The sequence below is a fragment of the Chromobacterium sinusclupearum genome (assembly GCF_002902845.1).
Lineage (GTDB): Bacteria > Pseudomonadota > Gammaproteobacteria > Burkholderiales > Chromobacteriaceae > Chromobacterium > Chromobacterium sinusclupearum.
This window is the reverse complement of the sequence record NZ_PPTF01000073.1, coordinates 430,860-445,097: the sequence shown is the minus strand read 5'-3', so window position 1 is coordinate 445,097 and position 14,238 is coordinate 430,860. Positions and strand designations below refer to the sequence as shown.

The following is a 14,238-nucleotide window of genomic DNA, read 5'->3' as shown; positions in this document are numbered from 1 at the left end:
GACGCCCCATAAGACAAAGCCCAGCTCACACGAGCTGGGCTTTGCGCATTGTGCGCGCAGAATGCGCGAAACCCGCCCCGACAGACCCTGTCGGGGCTTTGGCGTTTCTGGGTGTTGGGCGGGAGCGGCTACGGTGGTATGCTTCGCAACTTACCCGTTTGGCGGCCAGGCGATTGATGGGGCGGTAATCTGCCGCGCCGGCCGGCTTTTACGCAAGGACATGCATGACTTATCCGTTGCCGTCGTTTGAAGACAAGATTTGCCCGCCGGAGCAGTTGGCCGACAAGCTGGCGGCCCTGCCGCGCCCCTTGGTATTCACCAATGGCTGCTTCGACATCCTGCACCGCGGCCACGTGACTTATCTGGCGCAAGCCCGCGCCCTGGGCGCCAGCCTGGTGCTGGGCTTGAATACCGATGCTTCGGTGAAGCGACTGGGCAAAGGCGATGACCGGCCGATCAACAACGAATACGACCGCGCGGCCGTGCTGGCGGCGCTGGAGAGCGTCAGCCTAGTGACTTGGTTCGATGCCGATACGCCGGCCGAGTTGATCGAGCAGGTCCAGCCCGACGTGCTGGTCAAGGGCGGCGACTGGAGCGTAGACAAGATCGTGGGCAGCGCACAGACGCTGGCGCGCGGCGGGCAGGTGCATTCCATCCCTTTTCTGTTCGATACTTCCACCACCAAGACGCTGAACAAGATCCGCGCCGCCGAGGACAAGGCGTGAGCGAGCACGCCTTCGCGGTGCTGCGCCACTTGTCGGACGGCCGTTTCCACTCCGGCGAGGACATCGCCCAGGCGCTGGGCTGTTCCCGCACGCTGGTATGGCAGGCGGTGCACGCCATCGAGAGCGAGCTGGGGCTGACGGTGTTCAGCGTGCGTGGCCAGGGTTATAAGCTGGCGCAACCGTTCGCCTGGCTGGACGTGGCGGCGGTGCGCGCCGGTTTGAACGAGGCGGCGGCCGAGACTTTCACGCTGGCGGTGGCGGAGCGGACCGACTCCACCAATAGCCAGTTGATGGCGCGCGCCGGCAATGGCGGCTTGCATGGTTTGGTGCTGGCGTGCGAATTGCAGACGGCTGGCCGTGGCCGCTTGGGTCGCCGCTGGCAAGCGCGTCTGGGCGCGGGATTGACGTTCTCGCTGCTGTGGCGCTTCAATCGCGGCATGGCCGAGCTGGCCGGGTTGTCTCTGGCGGTGGGCGTGGCCTTGGCGCGCGCCTTGCGCAGCTTGGGCGCGCCGGTGCAGTTGAAATGGCCCAACGATGTGCTGCTGGATGGCCGCAAGCTGGCTGGAATTTTGATCGAACTGTCTGGCGACGCGCTGGGGCCGGCCGCAGTCGTGATCGGCATAGGGGTCAATGTGGCCGATCCGGGCGAGGTGGATCAGCCGATTGCCACGCTGGAGCAGGCCGGCATCGCGCCTGAGCGCAACCGCGTATTGGCGGCCTTACTCAATGAGCTGGAGCCGGTGCTGATGGATTTTGACCGCCATGGCTTTGCGCCGCTGCGCGAAGAATGGTGGCAGCTGTCCGCCCATCAGGGCGCGGCGGTGAGGCTGGGCTTCTCGCATGGCGAGCCGGTGGACGGCATCGCCAGCGGTGTGGCGGACAACGGCGCCTTGCAGCTGGAGACGGCGCAGGGCTTGCGGACTTTCCATATCGGCGAAGTCAGTTTAAGGGAACGCCGATGAAATTACTGATAGACGCCGGCAATAGCCGGGTCAAATGGGCGGTATACCAGGGCGCGGATTGTGTCGCCCAGGGCGCGGCCGCGCATCATGAGCTGGCTGGCCTGGCCGACGTCTGGCGCGATTTGCCGCTGGAAGGCGCCTGGATGTCGTCGGTGGCGCGCGGCGAAGTGGCCGACGGCCTGGCGGCGGCCGTGCCATGCGCGCTGCATCGCGTTCATTCGGAACGTCGTTTTGGCGAGGTCTGTAACCATTATCGCAACACCGCGGAGCAAGGCGCCGACCGCTGGCTGGCTGTATTGGCCGCCCGCGAGATCTGCCGCGGCGATGTCATCGTCGCCTGTGCCGGCACCGCGCTGACGGTGGAGACGCTGACGGCCGAGGGCGACTACCTGGGCGGGCTGATCCTGCCGGGTCATGGCTTGATGCTGCACAGCCTGGCGCAAGGCACCGCCAATCTGAACCGGCAGGCCGGCGAAGTGGTGGCATTCCCGCAGGGCACGCCGGACGCGCTGGCCAGCGGCGCGATGGCGGCTTTGGTGGGCGCGATAGAAGGGCAGCGGCGCAAGCTGGCCGAGCGTACCGGCCGCGAGCCGGCAACGGTGATTCTGACCGGCGGCGACGCGGCGCGCATCGCGCCGTGGCTCGCGGCGCCGTTGCAGATCGTGGATAATCTGGTATTGATGGGTCTACTCAAGGTGGCGAACTCGTGATGAAGTGGTTTGTGGCGCTGGTGGTGGTGCTCAATCTGGTGGTGGCAATGTACGGCACGCTGAAGCAGCGTCCGCCGTTGGACGTGCACGCCCAGGAGGTAAGCCCCGGCCAAGTGAAGCTGTTGCCGCCAAGCTGGAAGCCCGACGCCTCCGCCGCGCAGGCAAGCGCCCCCGTGGCCGCCGTGATCAAGGCCGCCTCCGCGCCGGAAGCCAAGCCGATGGCCAGCGCGGCCAAGGCGCAAGCCAAGCCTGCTGCCAAGGCCGAGGCATCCAAACCCGCCCCAGCCAAGCCAGCGGAAAAGGCGGCGGAGCCAGCCAAAGGCAAGGCCGTGGCCTGCTACAGCTGGGGCGGCTTGAGCGACAGCCTGCTGGCCCGAGTGAAGGGCGGCGTGCCGCAGCTGAAACTGAAGTCCGGCCAGCTGGAGGAAGACAGCAAGGAGGAGAGCAAGGGTTCCGGCCGCTTCTGGGTGTACTATCCGCCGCTGGCTACCCAGGCCGAAACCAAGACGCTGTCGGCGGAGCTGAAAGACAAGGGCTTTACCAATTACATCGTCAGCAACGACGAGTTCAAGGGTAATCTGTCGCTGGGCCTGTTCAGCAAGGAAGACGCGGCCAAAACGCTGGTGGCGCGGCTGAAGGCGGCTGGTTACGACAAGGCGATGGTCAAGTCCAAGGAGCAGACCAGCAAGCAGACCACGCTGACCTTCAAGGACCTGGACGCGGCCCAAGCGGAACAGCTGAAAGCGCTGCAGAAGAAGCTGACCCCAGGCATCGCGCTGAAGGGTTGCTGAGCCAGGCAGGCTTTGTGCGCAAAGTTTGATCCGGCGGCTTGCCAACCCTTCGTGTTGCGGCGCAATATCGATAACGGCGACAACAAGTCGCCGTTTTCTTTGTCACACACATATGGCCCGACACATCCACATCACGCGGTTGCTTGACCGCGGCCGTTTCAACGACAGGGTATTGCGCCAGCTGGGCTGGGCGATGGCCTTCATTGCAGGCGCCATCAACGCCGGCGGCTTCCTGGCGGTGCATCGCTACACTTCGCACATCTCCGGCATTGTTTCCGGCATGGCCGACGCCTGGGCTACTGGCGAAATCCGGCTGGCCCTATCGCTGCTGGTGATGTTGTGTTGCTTCGTCGGCGGCGCCATGCACAGCACCTGGCTGATACTGTGGGCGCGGCGGCAGCGGTTGCGCGGCGGTTACGGCGTGTCGATGATGGAGGAGGCGCTGCTGCTCCTGGTATTCGGCCTGTTGGGCGCGGGCTTGTCGCTGCACAAGGGCTTGTTCACGCCGCCTACAGTGATGCTGCTGTGCTTCATCATGGGCATGCACAACACCATTGTGACCAAGCTGTCCGGCGGCCTGCTGCGCAGCACCCACATGACCGGCATCGCCACCGACCTGGGCATAGAACTGGCCAAGATGAGCTATTACAACCGCGAGGGACGCACGCGGGTGGCGGCGGTGCGTTCCAATCGGACCAAATTCCGCATCTATGGGCTGATTCTGCTGTCGTTCTTCCTCGGCGGCGTGGTGGGAGCGCTCGGCTTCAAGCATCTGGGCTTCGGCTTCACTTTGCCGCTGGCGCTGTTCTTGTTTCTGCTGGGGCTGCGGCCGGCCTGGTACGACGTCAAGCTGCGCTGGCGCTGGTGGCGCAGCCGCCAGTTCGCGCGCCGCATGAACACGGTGGAGCAGGGCGGCTGACGGAAATCGCCGTCGAAGCCGGAGTGCCGCCGTGGCGGCGGCGACAAATTTTCACCGTCGCGCCACGTCTTCACTTGAACGTATTGTCCTGGCACGGCACACTTCGGGTTTCCGCGCCGCGGGGCGCGGCAGCCTCAAGCCGTCGGCTGTGCAAGATGGACGGCAATCGTCGCAAAATCATGCGGAATCAATACATTGACCGCTGGCGGCGTACTCTCGCCTGGAGAGTGGCATGAGTGATGAAATGATCTACGGCGACGGCGCCATTCGCCGTCAGGGCCTGTACGGCTCCTCCATCGAAAACACCTACGCGGGCGTGCTGTCCTTCATGCGCCGCAACTACAGCCGCAACCTGGAAGGCGTAGACGTGGTGGTGTCCGGCATTCCGCTGGATCTGTCCGTAACCTTCCGTTCCGGCGCGCGCATGGGCCCGCAGGCCATCCGCGCCGCCAGCGTGCAGCTGGCCGAGCTGAAGCCGTATCCGTGGGGCTTCGACCCGTTTGACGACCTGGCCGTGGTCGACTACGGCGACTGCTGGTTCGACGCGCACAACCCGCTGACCATCAAGCCGTCCATCATCGAGCACGCCCGCACCATCCTGGCCTCCGGCGCCAAGATGCTGACTTTCGGCGGCGACCACTACGTCACCTATCCGCTGCTGATCGCGCACGCCGAGAAATACGGCAAGCCGCTGGCGCTGCTGCACTTCGACGCCCACTGCGACACCTGGCCGGACGACAGCCCGGACAGCCTGAATCATGGCACCATGTTCTACAAGGCGGTGAAGGAAGGCCTGATCGATCCGAAGAAATCGGTGCAGGTCGGCATCCGCACCTGGAACGACGACTTCATGGGCCTGAACGTGCTGGGTGCGCCGTGGGTGCACGACAACGGCGTGGATGCCACCATCGCCGAAATCAAGAAGACCATAGGCGACGCGCCGGTGTACGTGACCTTCGACATCGACTGTCTGGACCCGTCCGCCGCCCCGGGCACCGGCACCCCGGTGCCGGGCGGCCTGAGCACCGCGCAGGCGCTGAAGATCATCCGCAACCTGGGCGATCTGAACATCGTCGGCATGGACGTGGTGGAAGTGGCGCCTAGCTACGACCAGAGCGAAATCACCGCTCTGGCCGCCGCCCACATCGCCTGTGACATGCTGTGCCTGATGCGCAACAAGAAGGTGGAAGGCAAGCTGTAAGCAACCTTCGCCTTGGCTGAACCAGCGCCAGCTCCTTTGCGGGGGCGGCGCTGTTTTTTTGAATGAAAGGGAATGCATGAGGGTGTGGAAAGCGGTGGGTTTGCTTGCCGGCGGAATGTTGGCGCTGCAGGCGCATGCCGATGTGTGGCAAGGCGAAGTGGGCGGCGCGCCAGTGGTGATGGAATGGAGCGTCAATGATGATGGCACGGTGGATGGTCGCTATTTTTATCGAAAATACCACAGCGATATCGCGCTGACGGGCACGCGGGATAAGCAGGGTGCGCTGCGTTTGGGCGAGAACCTCGGCTATGACGAGAGCCGGGTCGATCTGGTCTTGCGTCCTGAAGGCAATGGGTGGGTGGGCGAATGGCGCGGGCCGAAAGCCAAGCGCGCGCAGCCGGTCAAGCTGAGTTTGCTGGCTAAATCCAAAAGATCTGGCTACGGTGCCGAAGAAGGCGCTGATGGACTCAGCGCCTACAATCGCGCCCGCGTGGCGGGCTTGCGTTTGAAACCGGCGGGAGTGAAAGTTTTCCAGGGATATCGCTTGGCGTGGTGGATAGAGCCGGAGAGCAGAATTCGCTGGTTCCGGGTTGCCAGCGGATATCCTGAAGCTACCATGGCTCGGTTAAACAAGGTGCTAGAGTATTGGCAATGGCGCGCCGTGGCTGCGTCATTTGATTGTGACGCCAATGATCGCGGTAGAGGGATGACCGAATATACGCAAGAAGTGATTCCTCGTCTGTTGACGCCAAGAGTGGTGAGCATGAGCGTGGAAACCAACTATTACTGCGGCGGGGCGCACCCCGATTTCAACGACTCACCGCTGAATCTGGATGTGGCCAGCGGACGCGATATGCGGCTTGAAGATGTATTGTGGTTAGGACGCGGCAAGCCCCAGGATGCTCGGGATGCCAAAGGGAAACTCCGGGATGCCAACTATGAAAGCAAGGTGCTGCAACCTTGGTTGGCGCAGACCTTCGGCAAACTTTATCCGAACCAGATGGAAGGGGAGGATGGCAATGAGTGCGACTATAGCAACGCAGAAGTCTGGAATCCATCTAGTTGGTATTTAATGCCGGAGGGTGTGCAAATCGGGGCTTATTTTCCCAGGGTGGAGCGTGCATGTGACAACCCCGGCTGGAGCCTGTTGCCATGGGCGCTGGTGCGCAAGCATCCCGGCACGCTGACGTCACGATTGCCTTAAGCTTGTGCTCCGTCAGAGCGCGGGAAGCTGGGCGGGCGGAATAAGCAGCAAGGCCAGCAGCGCGATCTCGCAGATTTCCACGCCCGCGCCCAGGCAATCGCCGGTCATGCCGCCCAGCCGGCGCTTGAGGAAGGCCCACCAGGCGAGGCCAGCCAGCGGGGCCAGCAGCAGGGCTGGGGCCAGCCAGGCGGATGCCGCCAGCAGCGCGGCGCCGTTGAGCGCCAGGCCGAGATGATCGCGTTGCCAGCCAAAGCGCTCGCCGCTGCCCGGCGCGATGGCCGGCAGCGTGGCCGACCAGGTCACCGCGAACCCGCGCGCCCAGGCCGGGATCAACAGCAGCCCCCATGCGATGCCGCCATGGCGGGCGATCAGCATCAGCAGCACCAGCTTGGCGACGACGGCGAGGATCAGCGACAGCGCGCCAAAGCTGCCCAGATGCGGGTCTTTCAGCACTTCGAAGAAGCGTTCGCGCGAGCGGTGGGAGGCCCCCAGCGCGTCGGCCAGATCGGCCAGGCCGTCCAGATGCAGGCCGCCGGTGACGCCCACCCAAACCAGCAGCGCCAGCAGCGCCGCCAGCCAGGGGTCGACCAGGCCGCCCAGCTGCAGGGCCGTCAGCAGCAGCGCGCCGACGATCAGGCCGACGGCGGGGAACCAGCGCGCGCTGGCCGCCAGCCATTCCGGCTGGAAATCCGCCAGCTGCGGGGTGGGCAAGCGGGTCAGGAACTGCACCGCCAGAATCAGTCCGCGCATGAGGACTCCAGCCGCAGCAGGTAGGCCGGGTGGCCTTCCAGCATCGACAGCTGGGCGAAACCGCCGCGCTGCACCGTCATCAGCTTGGCCACGGAGAAATCGGTGCCCAGCAATTCCGCCATCAGCACGGTGATGACGCCGCCGTGCGTCACCAGCAGGCGGTGGCTGCCGCGCGCCTCGCTCATCCAGTCGGCCAGGCCGGCCAGCACGCGGGTGCGGAACTGCTCGAAGCTCTCGCCGCCGGGCGGGCTGAGCCGGCCGTCCGCCAGTTCTGCTCCCCAGCCGGGATGGCAGTGTTCCAGCTCGGACAACGGCTGGCCGTCCCAGTCGCCAAAGTCCATCTCGGCGAAGCGCGGCTCCACCTTCAGCGCCAGCGAGCCGGATAGCGCATGCTTGACGGCAAACTCGCGGCAGCGCTGCAGCGGCGAGGTGGCGATGGCGGTGACCGGCGCCAAGCTGCTGATGCGGCTCCAGCTGGCGTCGAGCTGGCGTTGACCCAACTCGGTCAGCGGCAGGTCGGTCAGGCCGATCAGCCGGCCGTCGTGTTCGATGTCGCCATGGCGCAGCAGGGTCAGGGTGTAGGGGTTCATGCGGACTTGCCGCTGATGCCGGCCTCCTCGAACGTGGCCATCTCGTTGTGCAGCTTGACCGCCATCTGCAGCAGCGGCACGCAGACCGCCGCGCCGGAGCCTTCGCCCAGCCGCATGCCCAGATCCACCAGCGGCTGCAGCTGCAGCGCCGCCAGCGCATGGTCGTGGCCGGCTTCTGCCGAGCGGTGGCTGGCCAGCAGCCAGTCGTGCAGCGAGGGGTCGATGGCCTTGGCGCACAGCGCGGCGGCGCTGGCGATGAAGCCGTCTACCAGCGAGGGCACGCCCAGATGGGCGCCTTCCAGGTAGAAACCGGCCATGGCGGCGATCTCCAGGCCGCCCAGCTCGGCCAGCGTGTCCTGGCCGCTGAGGTTTTCCCAGGCCACGCGCGCCAGCGCGGTCTTCACCACCCGCAGCTTGTTGGCCAGGCCGATGTCGTCGATGCCGGTGCCGCGGCCCACCACTAGTTCCGGCGACGCGCCGGTCAGCCGGCAGATCAGCGCGGCCGACGCCGTGGTGTTGCCGATGCCCATATCGCCGGCGATCAGCAAATTGGCGCCATCCCCCACCGCGCTGCGGGCGGCTGCGCGGCCGGCCTCCAGCGCCGCCTCGGTCTCCTCGGCGCTCATCGCCGTTTCCTTGGCCAGGTTGCGGCTACCGGCGCGCACCTTGGCATGGACGATGGGCAGCGCCGATACATCGCCGGTCACGCCTACGTCTACCACCTCCAGCCGCGCGTCCAGCGCGCGCGCCAGCACGCAGATGGCGGCGCCGCCATTGGCGAAATTGCGCACCATCTCGGTGGTGACGGCGGAGGGAAAGGCCGACACGCCCTCGGCAGTGACGCCGTGGTCGCCGGCGAACACGGTGATGGCGGGGCGCAGGGCGTCCGGCCGGGCGCGGCCTTGCCAGGCGGCGAAGCGGCAGGCCAGCTCCTCCAGCTGCCCCAGGCTGCCGGGCGGCTTGGTCAGGACGGCCTGGCGGGCGCGGGCGGCGTTGCGGGCGGAAAGATCCAGGGGTTTGCTACGGTTCATGTTCTGGCCTGCTGGGATGGATGATCATGGAATGTTGTCGACGCGCATGGCTGGCCGCCGGACTCTAGGGGCTGTTGACGTTTGGTGGGCGGTCGCGCCGGGATGCATTTTGCGCCGAATCGAGGCGTTTCGCGCGCCGCATAGTCATTCTCTGCCCGCGCGGAACAACGAAGAGTCGGCGCGGAAAGGCGCCCGGCCCTGCGGGTTTGGCCGCTTTGGGCCGGAAGCCGCGTTGCCCAGCCCTTGCATAGAATGACTATGCGTCGGACTGTGCGCCTTGCTTCCGGCCCAAATCGGCGCAAACGCGATCCACTCACCAAACGTCAACAGCCCCTAAGCATATTACCGCTTGGCCGGTGCCGCCAAAACCCCGGCGGGTTATAATCGCCGCCTTGCAGGTGTCCGCGCCGCGCCTTTATCCAGGCGAGCGCGGGTGAAACGGGAAGCCGGTGTGAAGCCGGCGCTGCCCCCGCAACGGTAAGGCCTGGCGCGATACGCGCCCAGGCGACGCAGCAAGCCACTGTCCGATAGGATGGGAAGGCGCGTCGCCGGCATGGCCCAGCCCGGAGACCGGCCTGCAGAGCCCCGGCCGGAAGCCGGAGGAACACTGGAGTATCGCGGGGAGGCGATCCGACAGACGATTCCGGCTGCGCCGCGACCCGTTCTCTTGCCCTCTTCGCACTCTGACGATGTCCCCTTGCGGGAAGCTATCAATCCGTGGAGTGTGTTTCATGTTTCAGCCCCAAACTTGCGCCTTTGCCGTAGCGCTGGCCTGTGCCGGCGCGGCCCATGCCGCCGATGTGCCGGAATTCGCCGGCGATCCGGTGATTGTGACGGCGAGCCGTGTCGCGCAGCCATTATCCAAAACCTTGGCCGACGCCACGGTCATCACTCGCGATGAAATTGAAGAAAGCGGCGCGCAAACATTGCAGCAAGTATTGTCCCGCCAGGCTGCGATCAGCATCACCACCAGCGGTGGTCCAGGCTCGGCAAGCAGCATTCTGATGCGTGGCACTAATGCCAACCACGCTGTTGTTCTGGTGGATGGAGTCCGCATCTCATCGGCGACATTGGGCACTACGGCCATTCAGAATATTCCTCTTGAGCAGATCGATCATATTGAGATTTTGCGTGGGCCGGCTTCTAGCCTGTATGGAGCGGATGCTATTGGTGGTGTGATCCAAATTTTTACCCGCAAGGGCGAGGGCGCGCCGCGGTTCAATACCGGATTGGAACTTGGCAACCGAGGTACGGGAAAGTTATCGGCGGGTTTTGTGGGAAAGGCGGGTGACAGCGCTTATAGCTTACAGTTGACCCATGCCCAGTCAGATGGTTTTTCGGCGACCAATCCACGTAACGCTGGCTATTACAATCCAGATAATGATGGGTATCGTAATGATAGTTATGCCGCCAGCGTGACTCAGACGCTCTTGCCTGGGCATGACCTGACCGTTCGTTTATTCCAGACATTTTCTCGAGTGGATATCGATTACAGTAACTCATGGACGGGACAGGATAGAAGCAAGTCGCGTCTTACAGGACAAAGCGTGGAGTCGAATAATCGCTTCAACGATGTCTGGATCAGCATCTTGAGCTTTGCGCGGAGTCAGGATAAGTCAGAGGAATTCCACAATGGTGATTTCAGCCAGCGGGTTAACTTCTTTCAGACAACGCAGAATGAATGGCAATGGCAGAACGATTTGGACACCAAGATAGGTGTCTTTATCTTGGGCGTATCCCATCTTGACCAGAGAATTGCTAGTGATGGTGTTTATACCAAGAGCGCTAGAACTACTAATGCTGGCTTTGTGAATTACCAGCTTGATTTGGGTGCGCATCTATTCCAAGCCAGCATCCGGAACGATCATGATGACCAGTTTGGCAGGAAGATGACTGGCAAGGCTGACTATGGCTACCGTTTTGCCGATGGTTGGTTGGCTCGTGTTGGCTATGCCACAGGATATAAGGCACCATCTTTCAATGATCTTTACTATCCCGGCAGTGGCAATCCTAATCTCAAGCCGGAAAGCTCCAAGAATACCGAACTGGCTTTGCAATATCGCAAGGATGGACGTTCAGCCAACTTCACGTTGTTTCAGAATAACGTGGATCAATTGATTCAGTGGGCGCCGCTGGATCCGTCTAATCCCGACTCTTTTTGGAGTCCAAGCAATGTTGACCGTGCCAAGATCCGAGGTTTGACTATCGAGGCCGCGGCACAATGGCTTGATATCGATTGGCAGGGCAATCTGACATTGCTGGATGCGCGCGATGATAAGACCGGAAATTGGTTGGCAAACCGGCCGCGCCAAAGCGCAAATCTTTCGGCGAGTAAGCAGTGGGGCAAGTATACGCTAGGCGTAGAACAGCAAATTGCATCGCGCCGTGCGGGAGACCCCTTAAATACGGAGGCCAAGTTCCTGCACGGTTATGGCATTACCAATGTTTTTGCAGATTACCGTTTGGCCAAAAACTGGACTGCTACAGCACGTATAGACAACCTGTTCGATCGCGAGTACGAAACGAACTATGGTTACAATACCGGGGGGCTGGGAGCCTTCATCGGTGTACGTTACAGCCAGTAGGAACATTCATGCCTCACTTGATCACCGGCGGCGCCCGCAGCGGCAAGAGCCGCTACGCAGAAGAACTGGCCCGCCAGCACGCTGGGCCGGTGTGTTATCTAGCCACCGCCGAGGTGCTCGATCCCGAGTTCGCGCGGCGGGTGGAGCGGCATCGCGCCCAGCGGCCCAAGCATTGGGCCGTGGCCGAGTGCGGACGCGGCCTGGCGGTGGCCATTGCGGCGCGCGACATGCCGGGCGGCCTGTTGGTGATCGATTGCCTGGGCATGTGGCTGATGCGCTTCTTCGGCGCGGCCGGCCTCGACGAGAACGAGTACGTGGTGGAGCGCGACGCGTTGCTGGCGGCGCTGGGCCGGCTGGCCGGCGATGTGCTGCTGGTCAGCAATGAGGTGGGCTGGGGCGTGGTGGCGGACGATGCCGAAACCCGCCGTTTCGTCGACGAGTTGGGCCGGCTCAACCAGCTGGTGGCTTCGCGTTGCGACAGGGTCACTCTGGTGGCCTGCGGCTTGCCGCTGGCGCTGAAAGGCGGGCGGGCATGAGGTTATGGCTCCTCCTGGCTGGCCTGTTGCTGGCCGGCGCCGCGCGCGCGGCCGTCAGCGTCGAGGATGGTTCGGGACAGGCGGTCACGCTGGCCAAGCCGGCGCAACGCATCATCAGCCTAGTGCCGCACGCCACCGAGTTGTTGTTCGCCGCCGGCGCAGGCGGCAAGGTGGTAGCCACCGTCGAATACAGCGACCACCCCGCCGCCGCGAAGAAGCTGCCGCGGGTGGGCAGTTTTACCGGTTTCAGCCTGGAAGCGGTATTGCGTCTGCAGCCTGACTTGGTGGTGGCGTGGCAGGATGGCGGTTCGCCGCGCGAGTTGGAGCGGCTGAAGCGGCTGGGCGTGCCGGTATTCATCAGCCATCCGTTGCAGCCGGGCGATGTGGCGCTGGAAATCGACAAGCTGGGACGCTTGGCCGGCACCGAAGCCGCCGCCGCGCGCGCCGCGCTGCAATACCGGCAGCGTCTGGCCGCCTTGCAGCAACGCTATGGCGGCCGCGCGCCGGTGCGGGTGTTTTATCAACTGAGCCAGGCGCCGATCTTCACCGTCAGCGGCAAGAGCTATATCGATGCGCTGATCCGCACCTGCGGCGGCGTCAATGTGTTCGCCGATCTGTCGCTGCCGGCGCCGCAGGTGTCCACCGCCTCGGTCGTGGCGGCGCAGCCACAGGCCATCATCGCGACGGACAACGCCTCGCTGGCGATGTGGCAGCGCTGGAAAACCTTGCCGGCAGTGGCTGGCGGCGCACTGTTCATGCTGTCTGACGACGCCATCAGCATTCCTGGGCCGCGCATGGTGGATGGCGCTGCCGCGCTGTGCGCTCGTCTGGACACGGCGCGACAGCGGCTAGGTTTGACGGCCAACTAGCGGCCCGTTATCCTCGCCGCCATGGACAATGAACTGGAATATCTCGAATCCCGCGTCGCGGCGCTGGTTGGCCGCATTCGGGAGCTGGAAACCCAGAACGGCCGTTTCGCCGAGGCGCTGTCCGAAGCGCTGAAGGAAAACGCCGAGCTGCATTTCCGCGTCAATGAAACCCGCAACCGGGTGGCCGCGCTGGTGGCGCGCCTGCCGGCTGCGCCGGAGGATGAGCAATGAGCGACGTGGTTCAGGTCGACATCGAACTGCTGGGACGCCATTTCACCATCGGCACCCCGGAAGGCGAGCAGGAAACCCTGCGCGAGGCGGTGCGTTTGCTGGAAGGCAAGATCGCCACCATCCAGCAGCATGGCAAGGTGATGGATGCCGACAAGATCGCCATCATGGCCGCGCTGAACATCGCCCATGACTTGCTGAAAACAAAAGTGGGAGAAGGCTTGGAGATGGCGGCGTTTCAGCGTAAAATACGCGGCATGAGCGAAGCCGCTGACGAGGCGCTTCGCCAGAGTCAACAGCCGCTGTTCTGACAAGGCGGCGCACTACAGGTCAGTTTATCCCCTGCGGTGTTCGTGACGGCACACAATTCCTTTGTACCAATGCGTTCGCTTTTGGCTGCCAGCGTGAGACATGGGTGAGACGCGTCCCTTGCGGATGCGCCCGAAATGTCTGGCAGGCGGCCCCTCCTGGAAACAGGGTACAAGCGAATTTAGCCCGAACGGCACTCGCGGGGGTCTCCCCCCCATGACCTCGTCCACCACTGCAATGACTTCCATCGACAAGCAGGCGCTCAGGCGCCGGATTCGTCGCGCCCGCATGGCTCTGTCGCCCGCGTACCGCGCCGCCTCTGCCCGCGCCATCGCGCGCCACGCGTCGCGCCTGCTGAAACGCGGCAAGCGCGTCGGCGGCTATCTGGCGGCCGGTTCCGAGCTGGATCTTTCCGAGTTGCTGAATGCCGCGCTGTGGCGTAACGGGCAGGTCTATCTGCCGCAGATTCCGCGTCGCGGCCGGCGGCTGTGGTTTACCCGGCTGGGCGCCGCCGATCGCTGGTATCTGCATCCACGCTATCGCATCCTGGAATACGCCGGACAGCGCTTGCGCGCCGAGCGGCTGGACGTGATCTTCGTGCCCTTGCTCGCGGTGGACCGCGACGGTTATCGCATGGGGCAGGGCGGCGGCTTCTACGATACCACCCTGGCTTTTCGCCGCCGTCACCGCTTGAGCGGCCGGCCCTTGCTGGTGGGCGTGGCTTTCGATTGCCAATTGGTGGACGCGGTGCCGCGCGAAGCGTGGGATGTGCGGCTGGATTACTTGTTGACCGAATCCGGCCTGCGGCGGCTGCCGCTGGCCGGATAG

The 14,238-nt window shown here is 64.0% G+C and carries 16 protein-coding genes, 1 other RNA gene and 1 riboswitch; of the genes, 14 read left to right on the top strand and 3 right to left on the bottom strand.

Going from position 1 to position 14,238, the window contains the following annotated elements; all coding sequences use genetic code 11:
* The first annotated feature begins 224 nt into the window (after positions 1 to 224).
* The 7 genes from rfaE2 to C2134_RS17795 all read left to right on the top strand — a co-directional run bounded on the left by rfaE2 (position 225) and on the right by C2134_RS17795 (position 6,512).
* Complete coding sequence (gene rfaE2 / locus C2134_RS17825; protein WP_071109711.1) at positions 225 to 725, top strand: D-glycero-beta-D-manno-heptose 1-phosphate adenylyltransferase; 501 nt, start codon at positions 225 to 227, stop codon at positions 723 to 725.
* Complete coding sequence (locus tag C2134_RS17820; RefSeq protein ID WP_103321418.1) at positions 722 to 1,687, top strand: biotin--[acetyl-CoA-carboxylase] ligase; 966 nt, start codon at positions 722 to 724, stop codon at positions 1,685 to 1,687. The genes rfaE2 and C2134_RS17820 overlap by 4 nt, the downstream gene beginning before the upstream one ends.
* Positions 1,684 to 2,397 carry a type III pantothenate kinase gene (locus C2134_RS17815; protein ID WP_103321417.1) on the top strand — a complete coding sequence of 238 codons (714 nt, stop codon included), beginning with the start codon at positions 1,684 to 1,686 and terminating at the stop codon, positions 2,395 to 2,397. The genes C2134_RS17820 and C2134_RS17815 overlap by 4 nt, the downstream gene beginning before the upstream one ends.
* A complete protein-coding gene (locus C2134_RS17810; RefSeq protein WP_103321416.1) occupies positions 2,397 to 3,188 on the top strand; it encodes an SPOR domain-containing protein in 792 nt (263 codons plus the stop codon). The genes C2134_RS17815 and C2134_RS17810 overlap by 1 nt, the downstream gene beginning before the upstream one ends.
* A 112-nt stretch (positions 3,189 to 3,300) precedes the next feature.
* Positions 3,301 to 4,107, top strand: coding sequence for a YoaK family protein (locus C2134_RS17805; RefSeq protein ID WP_103321415.1), 807 nt, complete (start codon positions 3,301 to 3,303; stop codon positions 4,105 to 4,107).
* A 232-nt stretch (positions 4,108 to 4,339) separates the two neighbouring features.
* On the top strand, positions 4,340 to 5,308 hold the full coding sequence (gene speB, locus C2134_RS17800; RefSeq protein ID WP_043628956.1) for an agmatinase: 969 nt from the start codon (positions 4,340 to 4,342) through the stop codon (positions 5,306 to 5,308).
* Between the two features lie 76 nt (positions 5,309 to 5,384).
* Entirely contained in the window at positions 5,385 to 6,512 is a 1,128-nt protein-coding gene (locus tag C2134_RS17795) for a hypothetical protein (protein WP_103321414.1), read from the top strand.
* Between the two features lie 12 nt (positions 6,513 to 6,524).
* Here the strand turns inward: C2134_RS17795 and cobS are convergent, their stop codons facing one another.
* Genes cobS through cobT form a run of 3 tightly spaced genes read right to left on the bottom strand, consistent with a single transcriptional unit; the run spans position 6,525 to position 8,883 of the window.
* A complete protein-coding gene (gene cobS / locus C2134_RS17790; protein WP_103321413.1) occupies positions 6,525 to 7,262 on the bottom strand; it encodes an adenosylcobinamide-GDP ribazoletransferase in 738 nt (245 codons plus the stop codon).
* Positions 7,250 to 7,852 (bottom strand): histidine phosphatase family protein, encoded by a 603-nt coding sequence (locus C2134_RS17785; RefSeq protein ID WP_103321412.1) that lies wholly within the window; start codon positions 7,850 to 7,852, stop codon positions 7,250 to 7,252. The genes cobS and C2134_RS17785 overlap by 13 nt, the downstream gene beginning before the upstream one ends.
* Positions 7,849 to 8,883, bottom strand: a complete 1,035-nt coding sequence (cobT, locus tag C2134_RS17780; RefSeq protein WP_103321411.1) for a nicotinate-nucleotide--dimethylbenzimidazole phosphoribosyltransferase — start codon at positions 8,881 to 8,883, stop codon at positions 7,849 to 7,851. The genes C2134_RS17785 and cobT overlap by 4 nt, the downstream gene beginning before the upstream one ends.
* A 379-nt stretch (positions 8,884 to 9,262) precedes the next feature.
* Positions 9,263 to 9,476: riboswitch (cobalamin riboswitch) on the top strand.
* A 138-nt stretch (positions 9,477 to 9,614) separates the two neighbouring features.
* Between cobT and C2134_RS17775 the strand changes: the two genes are divergently transcribed.
* The 7 genes from C2134_RS17775 (at position 9,615) to C2134_RS17745 (ending at position 14,238) form a co-directional block, all read left to right on the top strand.
* Positions 9,615 to 11,468, top strand: coding sequence for a TonB-dependent receptor domain-containing protein (locus tag C2134_RS17775; protein WP_158248805.1), 1,854 nt, complete (start codon positions 9,615 to 9,617; stop codon positions 11,466 to 11,468).
* A gap of 8 nt (positions 11,469 to 11,476) precedes the next feature.
* On the top strand, positions 11,477 to 12,004 hold the full coding sequence (gene cobU, locus C2134_RS17770; RefSeq protein WP_103321410.1) for a bifunctional adenosylcobinamide kinase/adenosylcobinamide-phosphate guanylyltransferase: 528 nt from the start codon (positions 11,477 to 11,479) through the stop codon (positions 12,002 to 12,004).
* A complete protein-coding gene (locus C2134_RS17765; protein WP_103321409.1) occupies positions 12,001 to 12,873 on the top strand; it encodes a cobalamin-binding protein in 873 nt (290 codons plus the stop codon). Before cobU ends, C2134_RS17765 begins: the two co-directional genes overlap by 4 nt.
* Before the next feature lie 21 nt (positions 12,874 to 12,894).
* Positions 12,895 to 13,104: a hypothetical protein gene (locus tag C2134_RS17760; protein ID WP_043622343.1), complete on the top strand. Its 210-nt coding sequence runs from the start codon at positions 12,895 to 12,897 to the stop codon at positions 13,102 to 13,104.
* Positions 13,101 to 13,412 (top strand): cell division protein ZapA, encoded by a 312-nt coding sequence (locus C2134_RS17755; RefSeq protein WP_043622345.1) that lies wholly within the window; start codon positions 13,101 to 13,103, stop codon positions 13,410 to 13,412. The genes C2134_RS17760 and C2134_RS17755 overlap by 4 nt, the downstream gene beginning before the upstream one ends.
* A 25-nt stretch (positions 13,413 to 13,437) precedes the next feature.
* Positions 13,438 to 13,620, top strand: a non-coding RNA gene (ssrS, locus tag C2134_RS17750) — 6S RNA.
* A 6-nt stretch (positions 13,621 to 13,626) separates the two neighbouring features.
* On the top strand, positions 13,627 to 14,238 hold the full coding sequence (locus tag C2134_RS17745; RefSeq protein ID WP_233196496.1) for a 5-formyltetrahydrofolate cyclo-ligase: 612 nt from the start codon (positions 13,627 to 13,629) through the stop codon (positions 14,236 to 14,238).